Genomic DNA, 20,720 nt, shown 5'->3' on the forward strand with positions numbered 1-20,720 from the left:
GGAAGTGGGACTTTGGCGGCACGACCAAGGGCGTACTCAAGCCGTCCCGGCAATGACCGATAACTCCTTTTTGGCCCGCGCGTTTCACCTGGTGCCACATGCCCCTCTCGCCGCGGCCACTTTTCGTTTAGGCTGTAGGGCCGCTTTCCCGCAAGACGAGACCGGATGCTCAAGCGCTACCTGCCGATCCTCACCTGGCTGCCTCACTATAACCGCCGCCTCTGCGCCGCGGACCTGCTGGCCGGGGTGATCGTCACCATCATGGTGATTCCCCAGTCGCTGGCCTATGCGATCCTCGCCGGCCTGCCGGCGGTGGTGGGCCTCTATGCCAGCATCCTGCCACTGCTGGCCTATACCCTGCTGGGCACCAGCCGCACCCTGGCGGTGGGTCCGGTGGCCATCGTCGCCCTGATGACCGGTGCCGCCCTGGCCGGAGTGGCCGCCCCCGGCACCCCGGAATACCTCCAGGCGGCCCTGGTGCTGTCGCTGCTCTCGGGGCTGATGCTGGTGGCCATGGGCCTGGCCCGCCTGGGGTTCCTGGCCAACTTCCTCAGTCACCCGGTGATCTCGGGCTTCCTGAGCGCCTCGGGCCTGTTGATCGCCGCCGGCCAGGCGGGGCACCTGCTGGGCATCGAGGGCGGCGGCTATACCCTGGTGGCGCAATTGCTGACCCTGGCCGGCAACCTCGGCCAGGTCCATTGGCCGACCCTGGCCCTCGGCGGCGGCAGCCTGGCCTTCCTGGTGGCGGTGCGTCGCCACGGCAAGGCGACCCTGGGGCGCCTCGGCCTGCCCGCCAACCTGGCGGGGCTACTGACCCGCAGCGGCCCGGTGCTGGCGGTGGTGGTCACCACCCTGGTGACCTGGCGCCTCGGCCTGGACCAGGCCGGGGTGGCGGTGATCGGCGAGATCCCCCGGGGCCTGCCGCCCCTGACCCTGCCCGGTTTCGACAGCGGACTCTGGCGGGCCCTGCTGGTACCGGCTCTGCTGATCAGCGTGGTGGGCTTCGTGGAGTCGGTCTCCATGGCCCAGATGCTGGCCGCCAAGCGCCGCGAGCGGCTCTCCCCCAACCAGGAATTGCTGGGCCTGGGCGGCGCCAATCTCACCGCCGCCTTCTCCGCCGGCATGCCGGTGACCGGGGGGCTGTCGCGCACCGTGATCAACTATGATGCCGGGGCCCAGACCCCCATGGCCGGCGTATTCGCCGCCCTCGGCATCGGCCTGGTGACCCTGGCCCTGACCCCCTGGCTCTACTACTTGCCCATCGCCACCCTGGCCGCCACCATCACCGTGGCCATCCTTACCCTGGTGGATATCCCCATGCTGCGTCAGACTTGGCGCTACTCCCGCGGCGACTTCGCCGCCATGGCGGTGACCATCCTGCTGACCCTGACGGAGGGCGTGGAGCTGGGCATCCTCGCCGGGGTGACCCTCTCCATCGGCCTCTTCCTCTACCGCACCAGCCGTCCCCACTGCGCCCTGGTGGGCCGGGTCCCGGGCACCGAACATTTCCGCAACCCGGAGCGCCACGAGGTGGAAACCCTTAGTCATGTGGCCTTCCTGCGGGTCGACGAGAGCCTCTACTTCGCCAATGCCCGTTACCTGGAGGACACCGTGCTGGAGCTGGTGGCGGCGCATCCCGGCGTCGAGCATGTGGTGCTGATCTGCTCGGCGGTCAACCTGATCGACGCCTCGGCGCTGGAGAGCCTGGATGCCATCAATGCCCGCCTCAAGGAGGCGGAGGTCACCCTGCACCTGGCCGAGGTCAAGGGGCCGGTGATGGACCGCCTCAAGCACAGCGACTTCCTCGATGCGCTGGGTGGCCGCGTCTTCCTCAGCACCTACGCCGCCTGGAGCGAGCTCAAGCATCGCTCGCCCTCCCACGACGAGGCCGTCGCCGGCCAAGCCGGCGACGGCCATTCTGGATCCCCCAGGGGGTAACCGCCTCGCCCCTGTCTCGGCCCGGGGCGCTACCAGGCGGCGTCGAGTCAGGGCAGCAGCACCCGATCGACCACATGGATCACCCCATTGGCCTGGGCCACGTCCACCACGGTGAGATTGGCAGAGTTGCCGTTGCGATCCATCACCTTGAGGTTGTTGCCGTTACGCATCACGGTCAGCAGCTCGCCCTGGACGGTCTCGAAGCTGGCCGCCCCATCCCGGGCCATCACCGCCTCCCAGAGCGCTTCCCGGGTCAGGTTGCCGGGCACCACATGATAGGTCAGCACCGCCTGCAGCTGGCCCTGATTCTCCGGCTGCAGCAGGGTTTCCACGGTTCCCGCCGGCAAGCGTTGGAAGGCCGCATCCACCGGCGCGAAGACGGTGAAGGGGCCCTCCCCCTGGAGCACCCCGGCCAGGTCGGCGGCCTGCACCGCCGACACCAGGGTCTCGTGGTCGCCGGAATTCACGGCATTCTGGACGATATTGCGCTCCGGCAGCATGGCGGCCCCGCCCACCTCGGTGGGACCATGATCGGCCTGAGCACTGCTGAGACTCAGGGCAGCGGCGCAGAGGCTGGCGGTAAGAAGCTTGAGTGTCATGGCAATCTCTCCTGTCTCTCGGGTCAGGTTGGCAGCACCCCGCAGCGGGGTGTCATCGAGAGTTACGCAGCGTCGCGCTCCCTGGATGCAACTCGCTCGATCGCGTTGATCACCTCCGCTTTACATTAGCGACTGCCTGCCCAAAACTGCCCACTACCCTCAGTTGGATCTGCAAGGACGCGTGATGCCCGACGCCTCCCAGCAATACCTGATCGATCAGCTCACCGCCTGCGCCCGGGGCGATGCCCTCGCCTTCGAACGCCTCTATCGCGCCAGTAGCTCGCATCTGTATGCCATCCTGCTGCGTATCGTCAGAGACGAGGGCGCTGCCCAGGATTGCCTGCAACAGCTCTATGTACGACTCTGGCACGCCTCGGGACAATACGACCCGAGCCGCGCCAAGCCGATGACCTGGCTGGCCACCCTGGCGCGCCATATTGGCATCGACTGGTTGCGCCGCCAGAAGCCCCAGGACAGCACCGAGGGCAGCGCCCTGCTCGAGGGCCTCAGTGGCGATCAGGAGCCGGAGGCGGAGAGCCTGCGCGCCGAGCAGCGGCATGAATTACGGGACTGCCTCGATACGCTCACCGGGGCCCAGCGCCAGGCCATGGAGCTGGCCTATTTCCAGGGCCTGACCCATCGCGAGCTCGCCGAGCGCCTGGCCCAGCCCCTGGGCAGCATCAAGAGCTGGATTCGCCGCGGACTGGAGAGGTTAAAGGCATGCCTGAGCCATGGGACCTGAGTGACCCGCAGGAGCGCCACCTGGCCGCTGGGTTCAGGAGAGTCGTGCTCGGAGCGCTGGATGCCGACCAGAAACGGGAGAGGTTGAACCATGCCTGAGCCATGGGACCTGAGTGACCCGCAGGAGCGCCACCTGGCCGCTGGGTTCAGGAGAGTCGTGCTCGGCGTGCGGGATGCCGACCAGAAACGGGAGAGGTTGAACCATGCCTGAGCCATGGGACCCGAGTGACCCGCAGGAGCGCCACCTGGCCGCTGGGTTCAGGAGAGTCGTGCTCGGAGCGCTGGATGCCGACCAGAAACGGGAGAGGTTGAACCATGCCTGAGCCATGGGACCTGAGTGACCCGCAGGAGCGCCACCTGGCCGCCGGCGAATACGTGCTCGGCGTGCTGGATGTCGAGCAAAAGGCGCGCTTCGAGGCCCTGCTGGCGGTCAGCCACGACCTGCAGGACGACGTGGCCCGCTGGCAGGAGCACCTGCAGCTGTTCAACGAGCGCCTCGAGCCGCGCACGCCCCCCGCCGAGGTATGGCGCCGCATCACCGCCGCCACCGGCCTCGCCCCGCCGCCCTGGTGGCGGCGCCTGGGCGCCTGGCAGGCCCTGACCGCCGGGGTGGCCGCCCTGGCCCTCGCCCTGGGCCTGCTGTGGCAGCAGGCCGAGCGAGTCCTGCCCCCCGACGAGCAGGCAATCTTCGTGGTCCTCGACGAACAGCGCACCCCCGGCTGGATCATCGGCGCAACCGAGGCCGGCGAGCTGCTGGTTCAGGCGGTGCAACCCACCCAAGTGGGCGAGGCCCAGACCGGTGAACTCTGGCTGATCGCCGACGGCACGCCCATCTCCCTGGGCCTGCTGCCCAGCCAGGGCCGCGAACGCCTGGCCCTCGGCCCGGAGCTGCGCGCCCAACTGATGCAGGCGGACCTGGCGGTGAGTATCGAGCCCGAAGGGGGCGCCCCCCAGGGCCGGCCCACCGGCCCCATCGTCGATCATGGCCGCCTGACCCCGGTCCGCGGCGCCACCCTGCGCTTCTAGCCGAGTCCCAAAACGCCGGACGCCGCCCCGAGGGGCGGCGTCGGCGTATCGGACGGCTGCCGGGCCTTATTGAGCGTCGTCGTCGCTGGGCCTGAGCACCTTGGGATTGGAGTTGCCCCAGACGGTATACACATCCGCCAGCAGGGTGCCGTTGAGGGCCTCCAGCTCCTCGATGGTGATGCGCCCCTCCCCCTGGACACCGTAAAGCACCACCTCGTCGCCGGCGCCGACCCCGGGCAGGTCGGTGACATCCACCATGGTGGTGTTCATCGAAACCTTACCCAGCACCGGCACCCGCTCGCCGTTGATCAGCACATGGGCGGCATCGGTAAAGACCCGGCGATAGCCATCCGAGTAGCCCACCGGCAGGTTGGCCAGCAGGCTGTCGCGCTCCAGCACCCGCAGGTTGTCGTAGCCGACGCCGCTGCCCGCCGCATAGTCGTTGACCGAGGCGACCCGGGTGCGGAAGGACATTACCGGCTCGAACTGCGGATAATGAGGCAGATCGCCATAGAGCAGGCCGCCGGGGCGCACCATATCGAGCCGTGCCTCGGGCACCTCCATGGTGGTAAAGGAGTTGGCGGCGTGCAGGATCAGGGCATCGCGATCGAGGCCGGCGGTCTCGATCAGCCAGTCGCTCTGCTCGTGAAAGGCCGCCAGCCCCTGGCGCACGAAGTCGACCTCCTCGAAGGCGAAGTGGGTCATGATCCCCGCCAGCTCCAGCCGCGGCAACGCCAGCAGCTCCAGCGCCTCCTGGCGCCCGGCGTCGCCGTCCAGGGCCAGGCCATTGCGCCCCATGCCACCGGCATTGAGCCCCAGGTGGTAGCGCAGGGTCACCCCCGCCTCGGCGGCCGCCTCCGACGCCTGCCGCGCCGCCGCGATATCGCCGAACAGCTCTTCCATCTCATAGTCGAAGGCGCCGCGCACCTCCTCGGGGGTGGCGCTGCGCACCCGCATCAGGCGCCCCTCGAAGCCGCCGGCCCGCACCACCCGGGCCTCCTCGTTGCTGGCCACGCCGATGCAGGGAATGCCCAGGGCGATCACCGAGGGCATCAGGTTGGCGATGCCGTGACCATAGGCGTCCGCCTTCATGATGGCGCACAGCTCGGACTCGCCGTCGAGCAGTTGCTGGACCCCGCGCACGTTGCCCTCGAAGGCGGCCTGGGAGATCTCGACCCAGGCATTGGCGCTCTGGTGTTCGGGACTGCCGACCAGCAGGGGCCGGTCGTCGAGCAGCGGCGCGGCCTGGGTGGTGCCGGAGAGGGCGGTGGCGATGGCCGCCGCCAGCAGGGTGGGCGTCAATTTCATCTTCGCTTCCTTGAGTGATTGGGGTTGTTATGGCATCCCGCCCCACCCTAGCCCTGCCCCGCCCGGCTCACGAGAGACGATGACGCCTCGATACAAGAAACTGCGAATAAATAAAAAAACCCACGCCGAGGCGTGGGCAAAATGGCTACCGGGCACCGGGCCACGGCAAGACCGAGAGTCACAAAGACGCGAGGAACCTGGCCTCCCTCGCTAACCAACAATGATCAGGGATCAGGCCACCTGCGCCCGCACCTTCTCGACGATATGGGCGCCGATGGGAATCGCCGAGGTGGCCGCCGGCGACGGCGCATTGCAGACATTGATGGTGCGCCTGGTGTTGACGAAGAGGAAGTCGTCCACCAGCTTGCCGTCCCTGGAGACCGCCTGGGCCCGCACCCCGGCGGGATAGGCCCCAAGATCGGCCTTGGTGATGCTCGGACAGTACTTGCGCACCTCCTCCAGGTAGCCGCCCTTGAACAGGGAGTTCTTCATCTCGTGGAGGCCCGGCTTGAGGTTCGCCTTGAGCACCTTGAGGATGCCCGGATTGGTGAACATCCTGGCCAGGTCGCCCACCGAGATATCCGTCTTGCGGTAGCCTTCGCGCTTGAACGCCAGCACCGCATTGGGGCCGACGGTCACGGTGCCGTCGATCATGCGGGTCAGGTGCACGCCGAGAAACGGCATGGAGGGATCGGGGATCGGATAGATCAGGTGGTTGACGATCCGGTTGTGTTTCTCCGGCAGCAGATAGTACTCGCCGCGGAAGGGGCAGATGGTAAAGCCGGGATCCAGGCCCAGCATGCGCACCACCCGATCGGCCATCAGTCCCGAGCAGGAGAGCAGGTAGCGGCCGGTAAAATCGCCCTGGCGGGTCTTGACCACCACCTCCTGGGCACGCTCCTCCAGGCCGGTCACTTCGGTGGCATAGCGAATCTCGCCGCCCAGGCGCTGGAACTCGTCGGCCATGGCCTCGGTGACCCGGGCATAATTGACGATGCCGCTGGAGGGCACGAAGATCCCGCCCACGCCGGTGATATTGGGCTCGCGCTCCTTGAGCTCGGCGCTCGACAGCCAGTGACGCTCCAGGCCGTTGGCCTCGGTGCGCTCCCACAGCGCCTGCATGCGCTGCATCTCGACATCATTGGTGGCCACCAGCAGCTTTCCGCATTCGTCATAGGCGATGCCGTGGGTGTCGCAGAACGCCTTGGTGGCGCGGTTGCCCTCCAGGCAGAAGCGCGCCTTGAGGCTGCCCGGGGTGTAATAGACTCCGGCATGAATCACGCCGCTGTTATGGCCGGTCTGGTGGTGGGCCGGGCCCGACTCCTTCTCCACCAGGAGCATCTTGCGATCGGGATAGGTCCGGATCAGCTGCATGGCGGTGGACATGCCGATGATGCCACCGCCGATAATAATAAAGTCGTACACCGCAGGCCTCGTCGTCTCGTCGGGGGCGCGTTCCCCCTGCACCGGGAGGAACGTCAATACCAAGGCCGCGCCTCGGCGCGGCCCCGGAAAGTCTACTTACTTCTGGCGCGGATTACGCAATGTCTTGGCGTGGGTGAAGTAACCACGCTGGCGCATCAGTTCGCGGCGCAGGTCGGGGTGCGGGGTGAAACGATCGCGACCATGCAGCCAGAAATGGTTGTTGATCAGCAGGAAACTCCCCATCGGGTTGGGCACCGAGAGGATCGCCGGGCTGGTCTCCAGGGACTCGGAGAGGTCGGTGAGCCAGTTGCCCTCCTCGAAGTCCTTGGGCTGCACGAACTGATCGATATAGGCCATGATCGGGCGGCCATCACGATCCACATCGAAGACCGCATGGTAGATGTCCTTGGCGACGTTCTTGCTGGGCGGCACGCTCCAGCGCATCTCGCGACGCGCCATCGGATGGCCGTAGAAGCGCTCCAGGTCGGCCCAGTCGTCCAGGTGCAGCAGCAGGGAGTTGCCGCCTTCCATGTTCTGCTCGTCGATCTTCATCATCAGCACATAGTCGGTGTCCTGCTCGACGAAGGTGCCGTCGTTGTGCAGCTCCATCACCCGGTGCGGCTGACGCAGGTAGCTGTCGGAGTCGTCGACGTTCTTGACCACGAAGCGGGCATAGTACTGGCCGCTCATGGCGTCATAGTTGGAACGCCCCATCAGGTGGGCGACGGCGGTGGCCACCTTGACCATCTCCTCGGCCTGGGCCACGTCATCGAGGCCCTCGGGGGTCACCTGCAGGCCACCGGTGGCGCGATCCACCAGGGTGTTGATCAGCACCGGCCGCAGGGTGTTGCCGCACAGGTCATCGAGGACCTTGGCGACCCGGAAGCGCAGCATCGACTTGTACTCCAGCGCCTGCACCGGGGTATCGGCCACGGCGGCCAGGAAGGCCTCGACCACCTCACGGGAGAGGGTCAGGTCGAGCAGGCGCGGCGAGTGGCGGCTCGGCTCCAGGGTGAAGCCCTGGATGGCCTCGGGCAGCGGCATGGCGACGGCGGGAAGCTGAGTCAAGACGGTCATGGTTGGCTCCTGGCTGGCGTAGTGGGTACCCCTGGGAGGCGCACCCTTAGTGACGACACAACATAAAAATATCTACATTTTTAATTTCCGTCAACCATGAGGTCTAAGATAGGTATTATGTGATCGTCTATCCCATTAGGTGGCTCATCGATGTATTGGGTATCATGCCGACAAGAAAAGGAGTGAACCCATGGATACCCCCCCTCGGCAGAATCAGGGCATCAGCGCCTACACCTGGCTCAAGAAAGACATTATTCGCGGCGTCTTCCCCCCCGGTGAGAAGCTGCTGATGAGCCATCTCAAGGAGCGCTACGACCTGGGGGTCGGCCCGCTCCGCGAGGCCCTGTCCCAGTTGGTGGCGGAACGCATGGTGGTGGCCATCAGCCAGCGCGGCTACCGGGTCGCCACCATGTCCCTGGCGGAGTTGAATGACCTCTATGACGCCCGCTCGCAGCTGGAGGGGCTCTTGCTGCGCCTGGCCATCGAGCGCGGCGATGACGACTGGGAGGCAGAGATCCTCGCCCATGCCCACACCCTCTCCAAGGTGGTGGAGGTGAACGGGCCCGATGAGGTGCTGGATATCTGGGATGCCCGCCACAAGGCCTTCCACCAGGCGATCGTCTCGGGCTGCGGCTCCGTGCACCTGCTGCGGGTGCGCGAGAGCCTCTTCGACCAGGCGGAGCGTTATCGCCACCTGTGGCTGCGGGAGACGGTCTTCTCGGAGGCGGCCCTGGCCACCAAGCGCGAGGAACATGCGGCCCTGGTGGAGGTGATCCTCAATCGGGACAGTCCGCGAGCCTGCGCCATGATGCGCGAGCACCTGATGACGCCGGTGCCGATCATCGCCGGGGTACTGGAGCGCCGCGGCCTGCTCTAGGTATGATCTCTCGGTAGGTTGTTCATCCGGAGCCTACCCTCCAACCACAAGGCCCGCGGCGATTGCCGCGGGCCTTGTGGTTGGAGGGAAGGGCCGGCTAACTGGCGAGTTTCAACCCCACCAGGCCGGCCAGTACCAGCACCAGGCTGATCAGGCGCAGCGGGCTGGCACTGTCGCCATAGATCAGCATGCCCAGCACCACCGTGCCCAGGGCGCCGATGCCCACCCAGATGGCGTAGGCGGTGCCCACCGGCAATACCTTCATGGCCTGGGCGAGCAGATAGAAGCTGGCCAGCATGGCGACCAGGGTAAAGAGACTCGGCCAGAGCCGGGTAAAGCCCTGCGAGGCCTTGAGCCCCAGGGCCCAGGCGACCTCGAGCAGGCCGGCGACGACGAGCAGGATCCAGGCGGTGGTCATGGGAGTGACTCCGGGTCGGTCGGGGCCGTCCCCGGTGAGTGCGATAACGACGGGTCGTCCCGCCGCGGCAGCAAGCCTAGCAAAGGGGCCTGCCCGGTCAAGTGGTTGTCTGTCTACTCGAAACCTCGGCGCCAGCGTACGAACTCGTTATGGGCCGCCTCCCGGCCCTGGGGCCTGAGCCACAGCCGCTGCCCGGGCTGGCACTGGGCCAGGCGGGCGCAGGCCAGGGGCGTCAGGCTGCCCAGGCGCGGGTAGCCGCCGATCGTCTGGCGATCGTTGAGCAGCACGATGGGCTGGCCATCCGGCGGCACCTGCACCGCCCCCAGGCCGATGCCCTCCGAGACCAGGGAGTCGATGGCGCACTCGAGCTTCGGGCCCGTGAGGCGCACCCCCATGCGGTCGGCCCGGGCATCGACCCGCCAGGGCCGATGGAAGGCGGCGAACAGGCTCGAACCACGAAAGGCCGCGATCTGGGCGCCGGGGATCAGCGCCAGCCGGGGCTCGGCGGCATAGTCGGGACACGCCGCCGGCGGCGCCTCCTCGGGCCCCGAGGGTTGCCCTGCGGCTCGGAAGGCCAGGGTATCGCCCGGCGAAAGCGCCCTGCCCTCCCCCCGATGTCCCCCCAGTCCCTCGCGCACCACGCAGGCCAGGCTGCCCAGCTCCGGCTCGGCGAGAAAGCCGCCGGCCACCGCCAGATAGGCCCTGAGCCCACTCCGGGGCGTGGCGAAGGCGAGGCGCTGGCCGGCGCCCAGGCGAAATCGCCGCCAGGGCACCAGGGGCTCGCCATCGAGGGTCGCGCCCAGGTCCGCCCCGGCCAGGGCCAACCAGGCGTCCCGCTCCGCCACCAGGGTCAGCCCGCCCAGGGTGACCTCCAGGGTGGCGGTGCCCCAGGGGTTGCCCACCAGGCGATTGGCCCAGGCCCAGGCATGCGGGTCCGCCGGTCCCCCTTGGGTCACGCCCAGCCGACGCACGCCGAAGCGCCCGGCATCCTGAAGCAGCGCCAAAGGCCCGGCTTGCTCGACTCGCAGACTCGCCAATTCGCTCATGCGCCCTCCTCCACCATGGGGGTGGGGTCGCCGCCCAGTTCGATAAAGGTGTCGCGGTCCACCGCCTCGAAGCGTACCCGGTCGCCCACCGCCAGCAGGCTGTAGCCTTGCCGATGGCGGTCGAAGAGCGCCACCGGGGTGCGCCCCAGCAGGTTCCAGCCCCCGGGGGACGCCACGGGATAGGCCGCGGTCTGGCGCCCCGCCACCGCCACGCTGCCCGCCGGTACCCGGCGTCGCGGGGTGGCCAGGCGCGGCGTCTCGAGGCTCGTCGGCAGCCGCCCCATAAAGGCGAAACCGGGGGCGAAGCCCAGGGCGAAGACCCGATACTCCGCCTGGGTATGGGCGCGGATCACGGCAGCGATATCGCCGGCGAAGCCCGCGGCCAGGCGCTTAAGCTCCGGTCCCACGCTCTCGTCATACCAGACCGGCAGACGCTTGAGCGGCGCCGACTCGGCGCCACTCTCCCGTGGCCTCAGCTCGGCGAGGATGGCCAGCAGGCGGCGGCGCGCCTCGCCGCCATCCAGGCGCAGCGGATCGAAACACACCAGCAGGGTGGTATAGGAGGGCACCAGGTCGACCAGGCCCTCGCCGAGGCTCGCCTCACAGGCCGCCATCAGGGCCTCCAGCCAGGCCAGGTTGGCCTCGTCGATCTCGTCGAAGAGGCGCACCAGCCAGCCGTCCAGGCCCGCCGACTCCAGGCGCGGATTGGGGCGACTCATAGGGCGGCTCATAAGGAGTTCAGGGCCTGGCGGATGGCCACCACGGCGGCGATGGACTCGGGGTTGTCACCATGCACGCAGAGGGTCTCGGCCTCGAGCACCAGCTCGCTGCCGTCGCTGGCGGTCAACGGCTCGCCCCGGGCGATGCGGCTGGCCTGATCGACGATAAGCGCCGGATCATGATGCACGGCGCCGGGCTCGCGGCGCGATACCAGGCGCCCCTCGCCGTCATAGGCGCGATCGGCGAAGGCCTCGAACCACAGGGTCAGGCCGTGGCTCTCGGCCAGGCGCCGGGCCGGGGCGTTGTCGCGGGTGGCCATCACCATCAAGGGCAGCTTGGGGTCATAGGCCGCCACCGCCCGCATCACCGCCGCGAGGATCGCGGGGTCGCGCATCATGTCGTTATAGAGGGCGCCATGGGGCTTCACATAGCCCAGTGAGCTTCCTTCGGCGCGACAGATCCCCGCCAGGGCACCCAGCTGATAGAGCAGCAGGTTCTCCACCTCCTCGGGACGACAGGCAAGCGAGCGCCGCCCGAACCCCACCAGGTCCGGATAGGCGGGATGCGCCCCGACGGTGACGCCATGGGCCACCGCCAGGGCCACGGTGCGACGCATGGTATCCGGATCGGAGGCGTGGAAGCCGCAGGCCACATTGGCCAGGTCGACATGGGGCATCAGCTCGCTATCGCGGCCCATCACCCAGGGCCCCAGGCTTTCGCCCATATCGGCGTTGAGTCGTAATCGGGTCATGTCCAGGCTCCTCGTCGTGGCGACGGCATCGTTGTGCTTTGAAGATAATTTATCGATAAATTCACATCATTTCATCATCAAATAGTCGTAAAAACGTTGACGCATCATCTTCCCGAGACCTAACCTCCAATCACACCAGCGACTAAGCTGCGACTGTGAACCCCGGCGCTCCGGCGACCGATACAACAATAGCGACCCAACCACGAGGAAGATTCGATGAAGACCCGTCTACTGGCAGGGCTCACCTCCACCGCCCTGGGCCTCGGCCTCACTACCCTCGGCACCGGCGCCCAGGCCGCCACCCAATGGGACATGCCCACCCCCTATGGCGATCGCACCTTCCATACCGTCAATATTCGCGAATTCGCCGACGAGGTGCGCGAGCGCACCGACGGGGAGCTGGATATCACCGTTCATTCCAACGGCTCGCTGATCGGCCACCCCGAGATCAAGAACTCGGTACGCCGCGGTATCGTGCCCATGGGCGAACTGATCATGTCGCGGCTGGCCAACGAGAATCCCATCTACGAGGTCGACTCGGTACCCTACCTGGCGGCCAACTACGAGGATGCCTGGACCCTGTGGGAGGCCTCCCGGGAGATCATCGCCGAGGAGTTGGCCAATCAGCGCCTGCGCCTGCTGTTCGCGGTGCCCTGGCCGCCTCAGGGGATCTTCACCCAGCGGGCCATCGAGTCGCCGGATGACCTGCGCAACCTCAGCATGCGCGCCTATAACACCGCCAGCGAGCGCCTCGCCCAACTGACCGGCGCCGTGCCCACCCAGGTGGAGGTGCCGGATATCCCCACCGCCTTCAGCACCGGCCGGGTCGAGGCCATGGTCACCTCGCCGGCCACCGGCGCCGACACCAAGGCCTGGGACTACCTCAGCCACTTCAACCACGCCCAGCTGTGGTTGCCCAAGAACATGGTGATCGTCAACGAGCAGGCCTTCTCGCGCCTCGACGAGGCCACCCGGGAGGCCCTGCTCGAGGCCGCCGCCGAGGCCGAGCGCCGCGGCTGGGAGATGAGCCGCCGGGAGACCGAGGAGGCCCTGGCCGTGCTCGCCGAAAACGGCATCCAGATCAGCGAGCCCAGCGCCGAGCTGACCGAGCTGCTCGAACAGGTCGGCGCCACCATGACCGACGAGTGGGTCGAGCGCGCCGGTGACCAGGGCGCCGCCATCCTCGGCAACTACCTCAACGCCCGCTAGCGGGGTTCCGGGCCCCGCGGGGCCCGGCTTGCCTTTGCCGACCGTATCACGGTGACTCCCATGCACTTTCGACTCCGTTCCCTCTATACCCTGGGGGGCTACCTGGCCGCCACCTGCCTGTGTCTGATCTGTGGCCTGATCACCGCCCAGATCCTCGGCCGCATCGTCGACCGGCTCGCCATCCAGTTGGGCTTCGACCGCATCGGCCTGGCGATTCCTGGCCTCGCTGAGATCTCCGGCTTCCTGCTGGTGGGCGCCAGCTTCCTGGGCCTGGCCTACACCTTTATTCACGGCGGCCATATCCGCGTGACCCTGCTGATCGGCCGCCTGGCCCCGGGGTGGCGCGCCTACGTGGAACTGCTCTGCCTGGGCCTGGCCCTGGCACTGGCCGCCTACCTGGGCTGGAACCTCTACTGGCTGCTGGAGGATAGCATCGCCTTCGGCGAGACCTCCTATGGGCTGCTGCGTATTCCCCTGTGGATCCCCCAGTCGGCGATGTTGGCCGGCGTGGTCCTGTTCTGCCTGGCCCTGCTGGAGGCCTGGCTCTCCACCCTCGTTATCGCCCTGACCCGCCCGTCGAGCTTTCGCATCGACGACGCCGGCCACGAATAAGCCCGGAGTCCACCATGCTATTGATGATGACCCTTCTCTTCGTGGCCCTGCTGATCATGCTGGGCGGTGGCGTCTGGGTGGCCTTCGCCCTGCTGGGCATGGGCTGGCTGGGTATCGCCGCCTTCACCAATGTCCCCACCGGCGACGTCATGGCCAGCACCATCTGGAGCGCCAGCTACAGCTGGGAGCTGACCGCCCTGCCGATGTTCATCTGGATGGGCGAGATCCTGTTTCGTTCACGCCTCGCCGAGGACATGTTCAGCGGCCTCTCGCCCTGGATGCAGCGGGTGCCGGGGCGCCTGCTGCACACCAATGTGGTGGGCTGCGGCCTGTTCGCCGCGGTCTCCGGCTCCTCCGCCGCCACCTGCGCCACCATGGGCAAGATGACCCTCCCGGAACTCGGCCGCCGCGGTTATGACGACCGCCTGGTGCTGGGCACCCTGGCCGGCTCCGCCACCCTGGGGCTGCTGATTCCACCGTCGATCATCCTGATCGTCTTCGCCGTGGCCACCGACCAGTCCATCGCGCGGCTCTTTATGGCCGGGGTCTTCCCGGGACTGCTGCTGATCGCCTTGTTCACGGCCTATCTGATGCTCTGGGCCTGGCGCTACCCCGAGCGGATCCCCCCCGCCGACGAACACACCAGCCTGAGGGAGAAGCTACGCCGCTCGAAGCGCCTGATTCCGATGATGGGACTGATCGTCGGGGTGATCGGCTCCATCTACGCGGGCCTGGCCTCGCCCACCGAGGCGGCCGCGGTGGGGGTGGCCCTCTCCCTGGGGCTGGCCCGGGTGCAGGGCGCCATGAACCGGGAGATCTTCCGCGACGCCCTGCTCGGCGCGGTGAAGACCTCCACCATGATCGCCTTTATCCTCGCCGGGGCCTCCTTCCTCACCGTGGCCATGGGCTTTACCCGGCTACCCAGCGAGCTGGCCGCCTGGATCGCCACCCTGGAGCTGTCGCCGCTGATGCTGCTGCTGGCGCTGACCCTGTTCTTTATCGTCCTGGGCTGCTTCCTCGACGGCATCTCGGTGGTGGTGCTGACCACCTCCATCATGCTGCCGATGGTGGAGGCCGCCGGCATCGACCTGATCTGGTTCGGTATCTTCCTGGTGATCGTGGTGGAGATGTCGCAGATCACGCCACCGGTGGGTTTCAATCTCTTCGTGTTGCAGGGCATGACCGGCAAGAACATCCTGCATATCGCCAAGGCCGCCCTGCCGTTTTTCGGGCTAATGCTGCTGGGTGTTATCCTCATCACCCTCTTCCCGCAGATCGTCACCTATCTGCCCGATGCCATGGGGAACCGCTAAATGAATCAAGCACGCAGCACCGCCGCCGATCCGCGCGGGCCCATCGTCTCCTCCGAGCACCTGTCGCGCAGTGCCCAGGAGCTCTCGGAATTCGAATTCGGCCTGATCATCTCCAGCCACGCCTTCAACCGCTGGATGGTGCGCTGCATGACCGCCAGCGGCTACCCGGAACTGGGCGCCCTGGACGTGCTGGTGCTGCATAGCGTCAACCATCGGGAACGGGCCAAGCGCCAGGCGGATATCTGCCTGGTGCTCAATGTGGAAGACACCCATACTGTGACCTATGCGCTGAAGAAGCTGACCAAGCTGGGGCTGGTCGGCGGCGAGAAGCACGGCAAGGAGACCTTCTTCCGCACCAGCGAGACGGGCCGGGCGGCCTGCATGAAGTATGCGGAGATCCGCGAGGCCTGCCTGGTGGAATCGCTCTCCTCCATGGGCATCGGCCGCGAGGAGATGCATCAAATCGCCGGCATGCTCAGGGCCATGTCGGGGCTCTATGATCAGGCGGCCCGCTCCGCCGCCTCGCTATAACTCGATACCTACGCCGCCACCTTCGGGCGGCGGCCTTGTGCTCAGACGCCTTCTCCCTGGCGCCTGGCCTCGCAGGGATTCTTGGTGATCAGGCGGCCCGCTCCGCCGCCTCGCTGTAACTCGACATCGACATCGGCGCCGCCGCCCTCGGGCGGCGGCCTTGTGCTCGGACGCCTTCTCCCTGGCGCCTGGCCTCGCGGGGATTCTTGGTGATCAGGCGGCACGCTCCGCCGCCTCGCTGTAACTCGACATCGACATCGGCGCCGCCGCCCTCGGGCGGCGGCCTTGTGCTCAGACGCCTTCTCCCTGGCGCCTGGCCTCGCGGGGATTCTTGGGATAGTAGCGCTCCGGCATATGCTCGATATGCGAGAAGAAGCGGGTGTCCTTGTAGGGCATCTTCATGAAGCCGGAGACCCCGAGCCCCTCGATCAACCCCACGGCGCTCAAGATATCGTCCAGGTAATGGCGGAATTCCGCCTCCCGGGCCGGGTCCAGCAGCCGATAGTAGCTGTGGATCTTGAGGTGATTGGGCAGCGCCTCGAAGATGATCATCCCGGTGTGGTGGATCTGGTTGAGGGCCTCCAGGGAGAGGATGATCTCGCCGGGGAGCACCAGGAACTCCTCCGGGTCGGGGCCATCCTCGAAGTAGGAGTGGACCCGGCTGCGATCCTCCAGCTCGGGCGCGGCGCTCACCTCGTAGGGCAGGCACATCCCCGGGGTGAGGCGAAACGGCTGCTCCGGGCCGTGGCGGTCGATATGCAGGGTGTCCCGGGCATTGAACAGGCAGCTCTTGAAGATGCCCTGGCGATAGATGCCCCGGGCCAGGCTGACCAGGTTGTTGACCGCCGCCACGAAGGCGGGCTTGAGGTCGGGGGCATGCAGGTTGAGAGAGGTGTCGATATAGACGCCGTCGGCCTCCCAGCGCACCGCCAGGCCGCCCACCACCGGGTACTTGCCGAGCCGGCTCACCGCCGCCAGGAAGGCCTTCTCGGTCTCCCCCATGCCCTGCATGAAATTCTTGTAGTAGCGATCCAACTGGACGTCGTTGACGTCGTTGAGGGTCTCCTCGGCGTGCTCCTCGCGCAGGAAGGCCTTGCGCGAGGAGTAGACCACGGTATCGATCTCGCGGCCGGCGGGCCGCGCCCAGACCGGCACCAGGGCGCTCTCGGCGGGCGTCGGCAGGTCGACCATCACCACCCGGGCCAGGCGTGGCATCTCGCGCAGGAAGTAGTCCCCGGCCCGGGCCCGCAGGCCGGGGTCCGGGTCGAGCATGGCGTCCAGCAGGCGGGCGAACTCCATGGGCAGGCCCAGGGAGGTGGCCGGGATCACCCGATGGCCGAAGCGGCAGGACTGGGCCGAGGCCAGGGCATAGAGGGTGGCGGCGGCGCCCTGCTCGTCGAAGCGCGGCGAGGAGAGGGCCCCGTTCAGCTGCTCCTCGCCGATAAAGTAGACGTCGCCCAGCCGGGCATTGGTCTGCTGGAGGTTGTCGGACATCAGTTCCATGACGTTGGCGGCCACGAACTGGCCATTGGCGTCCAGTTGGGCGAACACCGAGGAGCCCCAGTCGATCAGCGCCACCTCCTCCCGGGCGGCATCGAAGACCAGGTTGGAGGGCTTGATATCGCCGTGGATCACCGGCTTGCCGGTGACGCCGGATTCCCGGCGCAGGTGGCGCAGGATATCCGCCAGTTGGTCGGCGATGCGCACCACCAGGCGCGGTGACAATCGCCCCTCCCTGAGCGACACCTCCTCCAGGTTGAGGCCCGGGGCCCGCTCCATCACCAGGATCGACTGGTTGCGCACCCGCTGGTAGGCGATCAGCCGGGGCACCCGGGGATGCTCCACCTGTTCGAGCATAAAGGCCTCCTCCTCGAGGCGCTCCTGGAGGTGGGCCGGCAGGGTGACGCGGCTGAACTTGAAGACATACTGCTGGTCGAAGGCGGTGACCCCGGCGAAGACGAAGCCGTAGGCGCCCTTGCCCACCAGCTCGATCTGCCGGTAGCCGAGCTGCTCGAGCTGGGTGCGGCACAGGGCCACCCACTCGCGCAGCTTGCGGGCATCGTCCTGGCTGAGCAGGTAGATGGACTGCTCTTCGGGAATATAGAACTGCTGCAGGGGCGCCTGGCTCATCGACTCTCCTTATTGCCCGGGGCACTCGCAGTTCGCGACCTCTCTGCCGAGGCTCGGGGTACTCTGGGGGCAGGCCTGCGCGGGGCGCTGTAAACCCCTCCCTGGGCGCTACCGATGCCCTCTCTGGCATAGGACCCCCGCTCTGACCTGCCCCCAGCGCCCCTACGCCCTTCCAGCGGAGATCACTCTGCCTTTGCCTCGGAGCTGACCCAAAGGGATACCTAGAGCGCCAGTAGCAGGCTCTCGGGATCCTCCAGATAGCCCTTCCAGGCATTGGCGAAGCGGGCGATGGTGCCGCCGTCGATCAGCCGGTGATCGCCGCACCAGGTGGCGGTCATGATCGCCCGGCGCACCACCTGGCCGTCATCATCGAAGCGTGGCAACCACTGGGTCTTGCCGATGGCGACGATGGCCGCCTCCGGGGCATTGATGATGGGCACCGCATAGGTGCCGCCCAGGGCGCCGATATTGGAGATGGTCACGGTGCCGCCGGTGAGGTCCGCCTGGGCGACGCGCCCCTCCCGGGCCGCCTCGGTCAGGCGACTCACCTCGGCGGCGATCTCCAGCAGGCTCAGTTCCTCCACCCCCTTGACGTTGGGCACGATCAGGCCCGCCTTGCCATCCACCGCCATGCCCACGTTGACCCGGGGCAGGTAGTGGATCTCGGCGGCGGCCTCGTCCAGGCGGCTGTTGACGATCGGGTACTCCTGGGCCGCCAGGGCCAGCGCCTTCATAAAGAAGGGCATCAGGGTCAGGCGCACGCCGCGGGCCTGGGCCTTGACCTTGAGGCGCTCGCGCAGGGTCACCAGCTCGGTGACATCGAACTCGTCGCCGTAGGCGAAATGGGGGATCGACTGGGCGGAGGCGACCATGCGCTTGGCCATGGCCGCCTGGATCCCGCGCAGCGGCTCCACCCGGGCCTCGGCCTGAGGCTGCCCACCAGCCTGGGCCGAGGAAGGCGCGGGACTCGGCTGCGACGGGGTTGCCGATTCGGCCTTGTCACCGCCCTGGGGCGCCTCCAGAAAGCGCAGCACATCCTCCTTGAGCACCCGCCCGTCCTTGCCGGAGCCGGGGATCGCCGCCAGGGTCAGGCCGTGCTCGCGCACCAGGCGGCGCACCGCGGGGCTGGCGGGGGTCCGGCCATAGGGGCCCGCTCGTTTCGCTGGCCCCCGAGTCTCCTTGGCGGGCGTCGGCTGCGCCGGAGCTGCCCCCCGAGCAGGAGCCGCGGCCTGGCGCTCGGCGGCGGTGCCCTGGGCAGACTGAGGAGAAGCGGCCTCTCCCCCCTCCGGGAGATAGGCGAACAGCGGCGTATGCACCCGGGCCTTCTCGCCTTGGGCGTAGTGGAGCCGGGTCACCCGCCCCGCCTCCGGGGCGGTGATCTCGACCATCGCCTTGTCGGTCATCACGTCCACCACCGGCTGATCCTCGGCGACCGTCTCGCCCTCGGCGATGCGCCACTCGACGATCTCGCACTCGACGATGCCCTCGCCGATATCCGGCAGGACAAAGTCCTTGTTGCCAGCGGTCGCCTCGCCAGCGTCGGCGGCTGCCCCGGGCGCCGCCGGGCCAGGCTCACTGGCCGGAGCCTTATCGGGCGTCACCGGTGTCTCCTCGGCCTGGGTTTCGCTTTGGGTTTCGCTTTGGGCCTCGCCCTCCGCCTCTCCCTCGGCAACTAAGGCGAAGAGCGGCGCATGCACCCTGGCGATCTCCCCCTCTTGGTAATAGAGCCGCGTCACCTTGCCCGCATAGGGGGCGGGAATCTCCACCAGGGCCTTGTCGGTCATCACCTCGGCCACCGGCTGATCCTCGCTGATGGTCTCGCCCTCGCTGACCAACCACTTGACCACCTCGCACTCCACGATACCTTCGCCGATATCGGGCAGCATAAAATCGCTCATTGTCGCTCTCCTCTGATATCGGCCTAGAAGTCGATGCTGGCCTTGATGGCCTCGACGATCTTCAGGTGATTGGGTAGGTACTCCTTCTCCAGGGTCAGGGGGAAGGGGGTATCCAGGCCGGTCACCCGCTGGATCGGCGACTCCAGGTAGAGGAAGCAGCGTTCGGCGATGGTGGCGGCGATCTCGCCGGCGAAGCCGCCGGTCAGCGGCGCCTCGTGGCTGATCACCAGGCGCCCGGTCTTGAGCACCGACTGGGCCACGGTCTCCACGTCCCAGGGCAGGATGCTGCGCAGATCGATCACCTCGCAGGAGATGCCCTCCTTCTCGGCCAGCTCGGCGGCCTTCTCGGTGACCTCCACCTGGGCGCCCCAGGCCAGCAGGGTCACGTCGCTGCCCTCCTTGATCACCTCGGCCTCGCCCAGGGGCAACTGGTAGTCCGCCTCGGGCACCTCGCCGGTGGAGGCGCGATAGAGCCGCTTGGGCTCGAAGAAGAGCACCGGGTCGGGGTCGCGGATCGCCGCCAGCAGCAGGCCCTTGGCCTGATGGGGATTGCGGGGCACCACGATCTTCAGGCCCGGGGTATGGGCGAAGTAGGCCTCCGGCGACTGAGAGTGGTAGAGGCCCCCGGAGATGCCGCCGCCATAGGGGGCGCGAATGGTCAGGCCGCCCACCTCGAAGAGGCTGCCGGAGCGGTAGCGGAACTTGGCGGACTCGTTAACGATCTGGTCGAAGGCCGGGAAGATATAGTCGGCGAACTGGATCTCCGCCACCGGCCGGTGACCCTGGGCCGCCAGGCCGTTGGCGAAGCCGATGATGCCCTGCTCCACCAGGGGGGTATTGAAGCAGCGCTCGCGGCCATATTTTTCCTGGAGGTGGCTGGTGGCGCGGAAGACGCCGCCGAAGCCGCCCACGTCCTCGCCGAAGCAGAGCACTCGCTCGTCGGCCTCCATAGCAATATCCAGGGCGTTGTTGATCGCCTGCAACAGGTTCATGGTCGGCATCTCAGGCTCCTCCCTGGTCGGCGGCGACGTCAGGGGCGCGCTTGGGATAGGCCTCCGGATGGCGGCGCACATAGACCATCAGGACGTTATTGATCGCCTG

General features: G+C 67.5%; 19 protein-coding genes. 8 read left to right on the top strand and 11 right to left on the bottom strand.

Translation table 11 applies throughout. The annotated features are described in order from the left end of the window. The first annotated feature begins 165 nt into the window (after nucleotides 1-165). Nucleotides 166-1,938 carry a SulP family inorganic anion transporter gene (locus ACZ5EF_RS09770; protein ID WP_346062345.1) on the top strand — a complete coding sequence of 591 codons (1,773 nt, stop codon included), beginning with the start codon at nucleotides 166-168 and terminating at the stop codon, nucleotides 1,936-1,938. 47 nt (nucleotides 1,939-1,985) lie between these two features. Here ACZ5EF_RS09770 and ACZ5EF_RS09775 read toward each other — a convergent pair whose 3' ends face one another. After that, a complete protein-coding gene (locus ACZ5EF_RS09775) occupies nucleotides 1,986-2,537 on the bottom strand; it encodes a fasciclin domain-containing protein (protein WP_346062344.1) in 552 nt (183 codons plus the stop codon). A 184-nt stretch (nucleotides 2,538-2,721) separates the two neighbouring features. On the opposite strand from ACZ5EF_RS09775, the gene ACZ5EF_RS09780 reads away from it, so the two are divergent. Together ACZ5EF_RS09780 and ACZ5EF_RS09785 are read left to right on the top strand one after the other, a co-directional pair. Beyond that, a complete protein-coding gene (locus ACZ5EF_RS09780) occupies nucleotides 2,722-3,279 on the top strand; it encodes a sigma-70 family RNA polymerase sigma factor (protein ID WP_346062343.1) in 558 nt (185 codons plus the stop codon). A 314-nt stretch (nucleotides 3,280-3,593) separates the two neighbouring features. Then, the gene (locus ACZ5EF_RS09785; protein WP_346062342.1) at nucleotides 3,594-4,304 is read left to right on the top strand and encodes an anti-sigma factor; all 711 of its coding nucleotides are present in this window, start codon (nucleotides 3,594-3,596) and stop codon (nucleotides 4,302-4,304) included. Between the two features lie 66 nt (nucleotides 4,305-4,370). Here the strand turns inward: ACZ5EF_RS09785 and alr are convergent, their stop codons facing one another. From alr to glaH, 3 genes are all read right to left on the bottom strand, one after another. Next, nucleotides 4,371-5,612 carry an alanine racemase gene (gene alr, locus ACZ5EF_RS09790; protein WP_346062341.1) on the bottom strand — a complete coding sequence of 414 codons (1,242 nt, stop codon included), beginning with the start codon at nucleotides 5,610-5,612 and terminating at the stop codon, nucleotides 4,371-4,373. Nucleotides 5,613-5,843: 231 nt separating this feature from the next. Further along, complete coding sequence (gene lhgO, locus ACZ5EF_RS09795; protein ID WP_346062340.1) at nucleotides 5,844-7,037, bottom strand: L-2-hydroxyglutarate oxidase; 1,194 nt, start codon at nucleotides 7,035-7,037, stop codon at nucleotides 5,844-5,846. Nucleotides 7,038-7,133: 96 nt separating this feature from the next. Continuing rightward, nucleotides 7,134-8,114: a glutarate dioxygenase GlaH gene (gene glaH, locus ACZ5EF_RS09800; RefSeq protein WP_346062339.1), complete on the bottom strand. Its 981-nt coding sequence runs from the start codon at nucleotides 8,112-8,114 to the stop codon at nucleotides 7,134-7,136. A 190-nt stretch (nucleotides 8,115-8,304) separates the two neighbouring features. Here glaH and csiR point away from each other — a divergent pair, with 190 nt between their 5' ends. Next, nucleotides 8,305-8,991, top strand: a complete 687-nt coding sequence (csiR, locus tag ACZ5EF_RS09805) for a DNA-binding transcriptional regulator CsiR (protein ID WP_346062338.1) — start codon at nucleotides 8,305-8,307, stop codon at nucleotides 8,989-8,991. A 97-nt stretch (nucleotides 8,992-9,088) separates the two neighbouring features. Here csiR and sugE read toward each other — a convergent pair whose 3' ends face one another. The 4 genes from sugE to ACZ5EF_RS09825 form a co-directional block, all read right to left on the bottom strand. Beyond that, nucleotides 9,089-9,409, bottom strand: a complete 321-nt coding sequence (sugE, locus tag ACZ5EF_RS09810; protein ID WP_346062337.1) for a quaternary ammonium compound efflux SMR transporter SugE — start codon at nucleotides 9,407-9,409, stop codon at nucleotides 9,089-9,091. A 113-nt stretch (nucleotides 9,410-9,522) separates the two neighbouring features. Then, a complete protein-coding gene (locus ACZ5EF_RS09815; protein ID WP_346062336.1) occupies nucleotides 9,523-10,455 on the bottom strand; it encodes a 5-oxoprolinase subunit C family protein in 933 nt (310 codons plus the stop codon). Further along, a complete protein-coding gene (locus ACZ5EF_RS09820; protein WP_346062335.1) occupies nucleotides 10,452-11,174 on the bottom strand; it encodes a 5-oxoprolinase subunit B family protein in 723 nt (240 codons plus the stop codon). The genes ACZ5EF_RS09815 and ACZ5EF_RS09820 overlap by 4 nt, the downstream gene beginning before the upstream one ends. 8 nt (nucleotides 11,175-11,182) lie before the next feature. Beyond that, on the bottom strand, nucleotides 11,183-11,926 hold the full coding sequence (locus ACZ5EF_RS09825; RefSeq protein WP_346062334.1) for a 5-oxoprolinase subunit PxpA: 744 nt from the start codon (nucleotides 11,924-11,926) through the stop codon (nucleotides 11,183-11,185). Nucleotides 11,927-12,142: 216 nt separating this feature from the next. On the opposite strand from ACZ5EF_RS09825, the gene ACZ5EF_RS09830 reads away from it, so the two are divergent. From ACZ5EF_RS09830 to ACZ5EF_RS09845, 4 genes are read left to right on the top strand one after another with little or no spacing between them, the layout of a single operon-like run. Further along, the gene (locus tag ACZ5EF_RS09830; protein ID WP_346062333.1) at nucleotides 12,143-13,135 is read left to right on the top strand and encodes a TRAP transporter substrate-binding protein; all 993 of its coding nucleotides are present in this window, start codon (nucleotides 12,143-12,145) and stop codon (nucleotides 13,133-13,135) included. A gap of 60 nt (nucleotides 13,136-13,195) precedes the next feature. Beyond that, nucleotides 13,196-13,747, top strand: coding sequence for a TRAP transporter small permease (locus ACZ5EF_RS09835; protein WP_346062332.1), 552 nt, complete (start codon nucleotides 13,196-13,198; stop codon nucleotides 13,745-13,747). 14 nt (nucleotides 13,748-13,761) lie between these two features. Next, the gene (locus ACZ5EF_RS09840) at nucleotides 13,762-15,060 is read left to right on the top strand and encodes a TRAP transporter large permease (RefSeq protein ID WP_346062331.1); all 1,299 of its coding nucleotides are present in this window, start codon (nucleotides 13,762-13,764) and stop codon (nucleotides 15,058-15,060) included. Then, nucleotides 15,061-15,591 carry a winged helix DNA-binding protein gene (locus ACZ5EF_RS09845; RefSeq protein ID WP_346062330.1) on the top strand — a complete coding sequence of 177 codons (531 nt, stop codon included), beginning with the start codon at nucleotides 15,061-15,063 and terminating at the stop codon, nucleotides 15,589-15,591. Nucleotides 15,592-15,882: 291 nt separating this feature from the next. Here the strand turns inward: ACZ5EF_RS09845 and ACZ5EF_RS09850 are convergent, their stop codons facing one another. The 3 genes from ACZ5EF_RS09850 to ACZ5EF_RS09860 form a co-directional block, all read right to left on the bottom strand. After that, the gene (locus ACZ5EF_RS09850) at nucleotides 15,883-17,721 is read right to left on the bottom strand and encodes a protein kinase domain-containing protein (RefSeq protein ID WP_346062329.1); all 1,839 of its coding nucleotides are present in this window, start codon (nucleotides 17,719-17,721) and stop codon (nucleotides 15,883-15,885) included. Nucleotides 17,722-17,942: 221 nt separating this feature from the next. After that, nucleotides 17,943-19,619: a dihydrolipoyllysine-residue acetyltransferase gene (locus ACZ5EF_RS09855; RefSeq protein WP_346062328.1), complete on the bottom strand. Its 1,677-nt coding sequence runs from the start codon at nucleotides 19,617-19,619 to the stop codon at nucleotides 17,943-17,945. A 23-nt stretch (nucleotides 19,620-19,642) separates the two neighbouring features. Then, a complete protein-coding gene (locus ACZ5EF_RS09860; protein WP_346062327.1) occupies nucleotides 19,643-20,620 on the bottom strand; it encodes an alpha-ketoacid dehydrogenase subunit beta in 978 nt (325 codons plus the stop codon). Between the last annotated feature and the right edge of the window lie 100 nt (nucleotides 20,621-20,720).

This window comes from Bisbaumannia salifodinae, assembly GCF_055388505.1.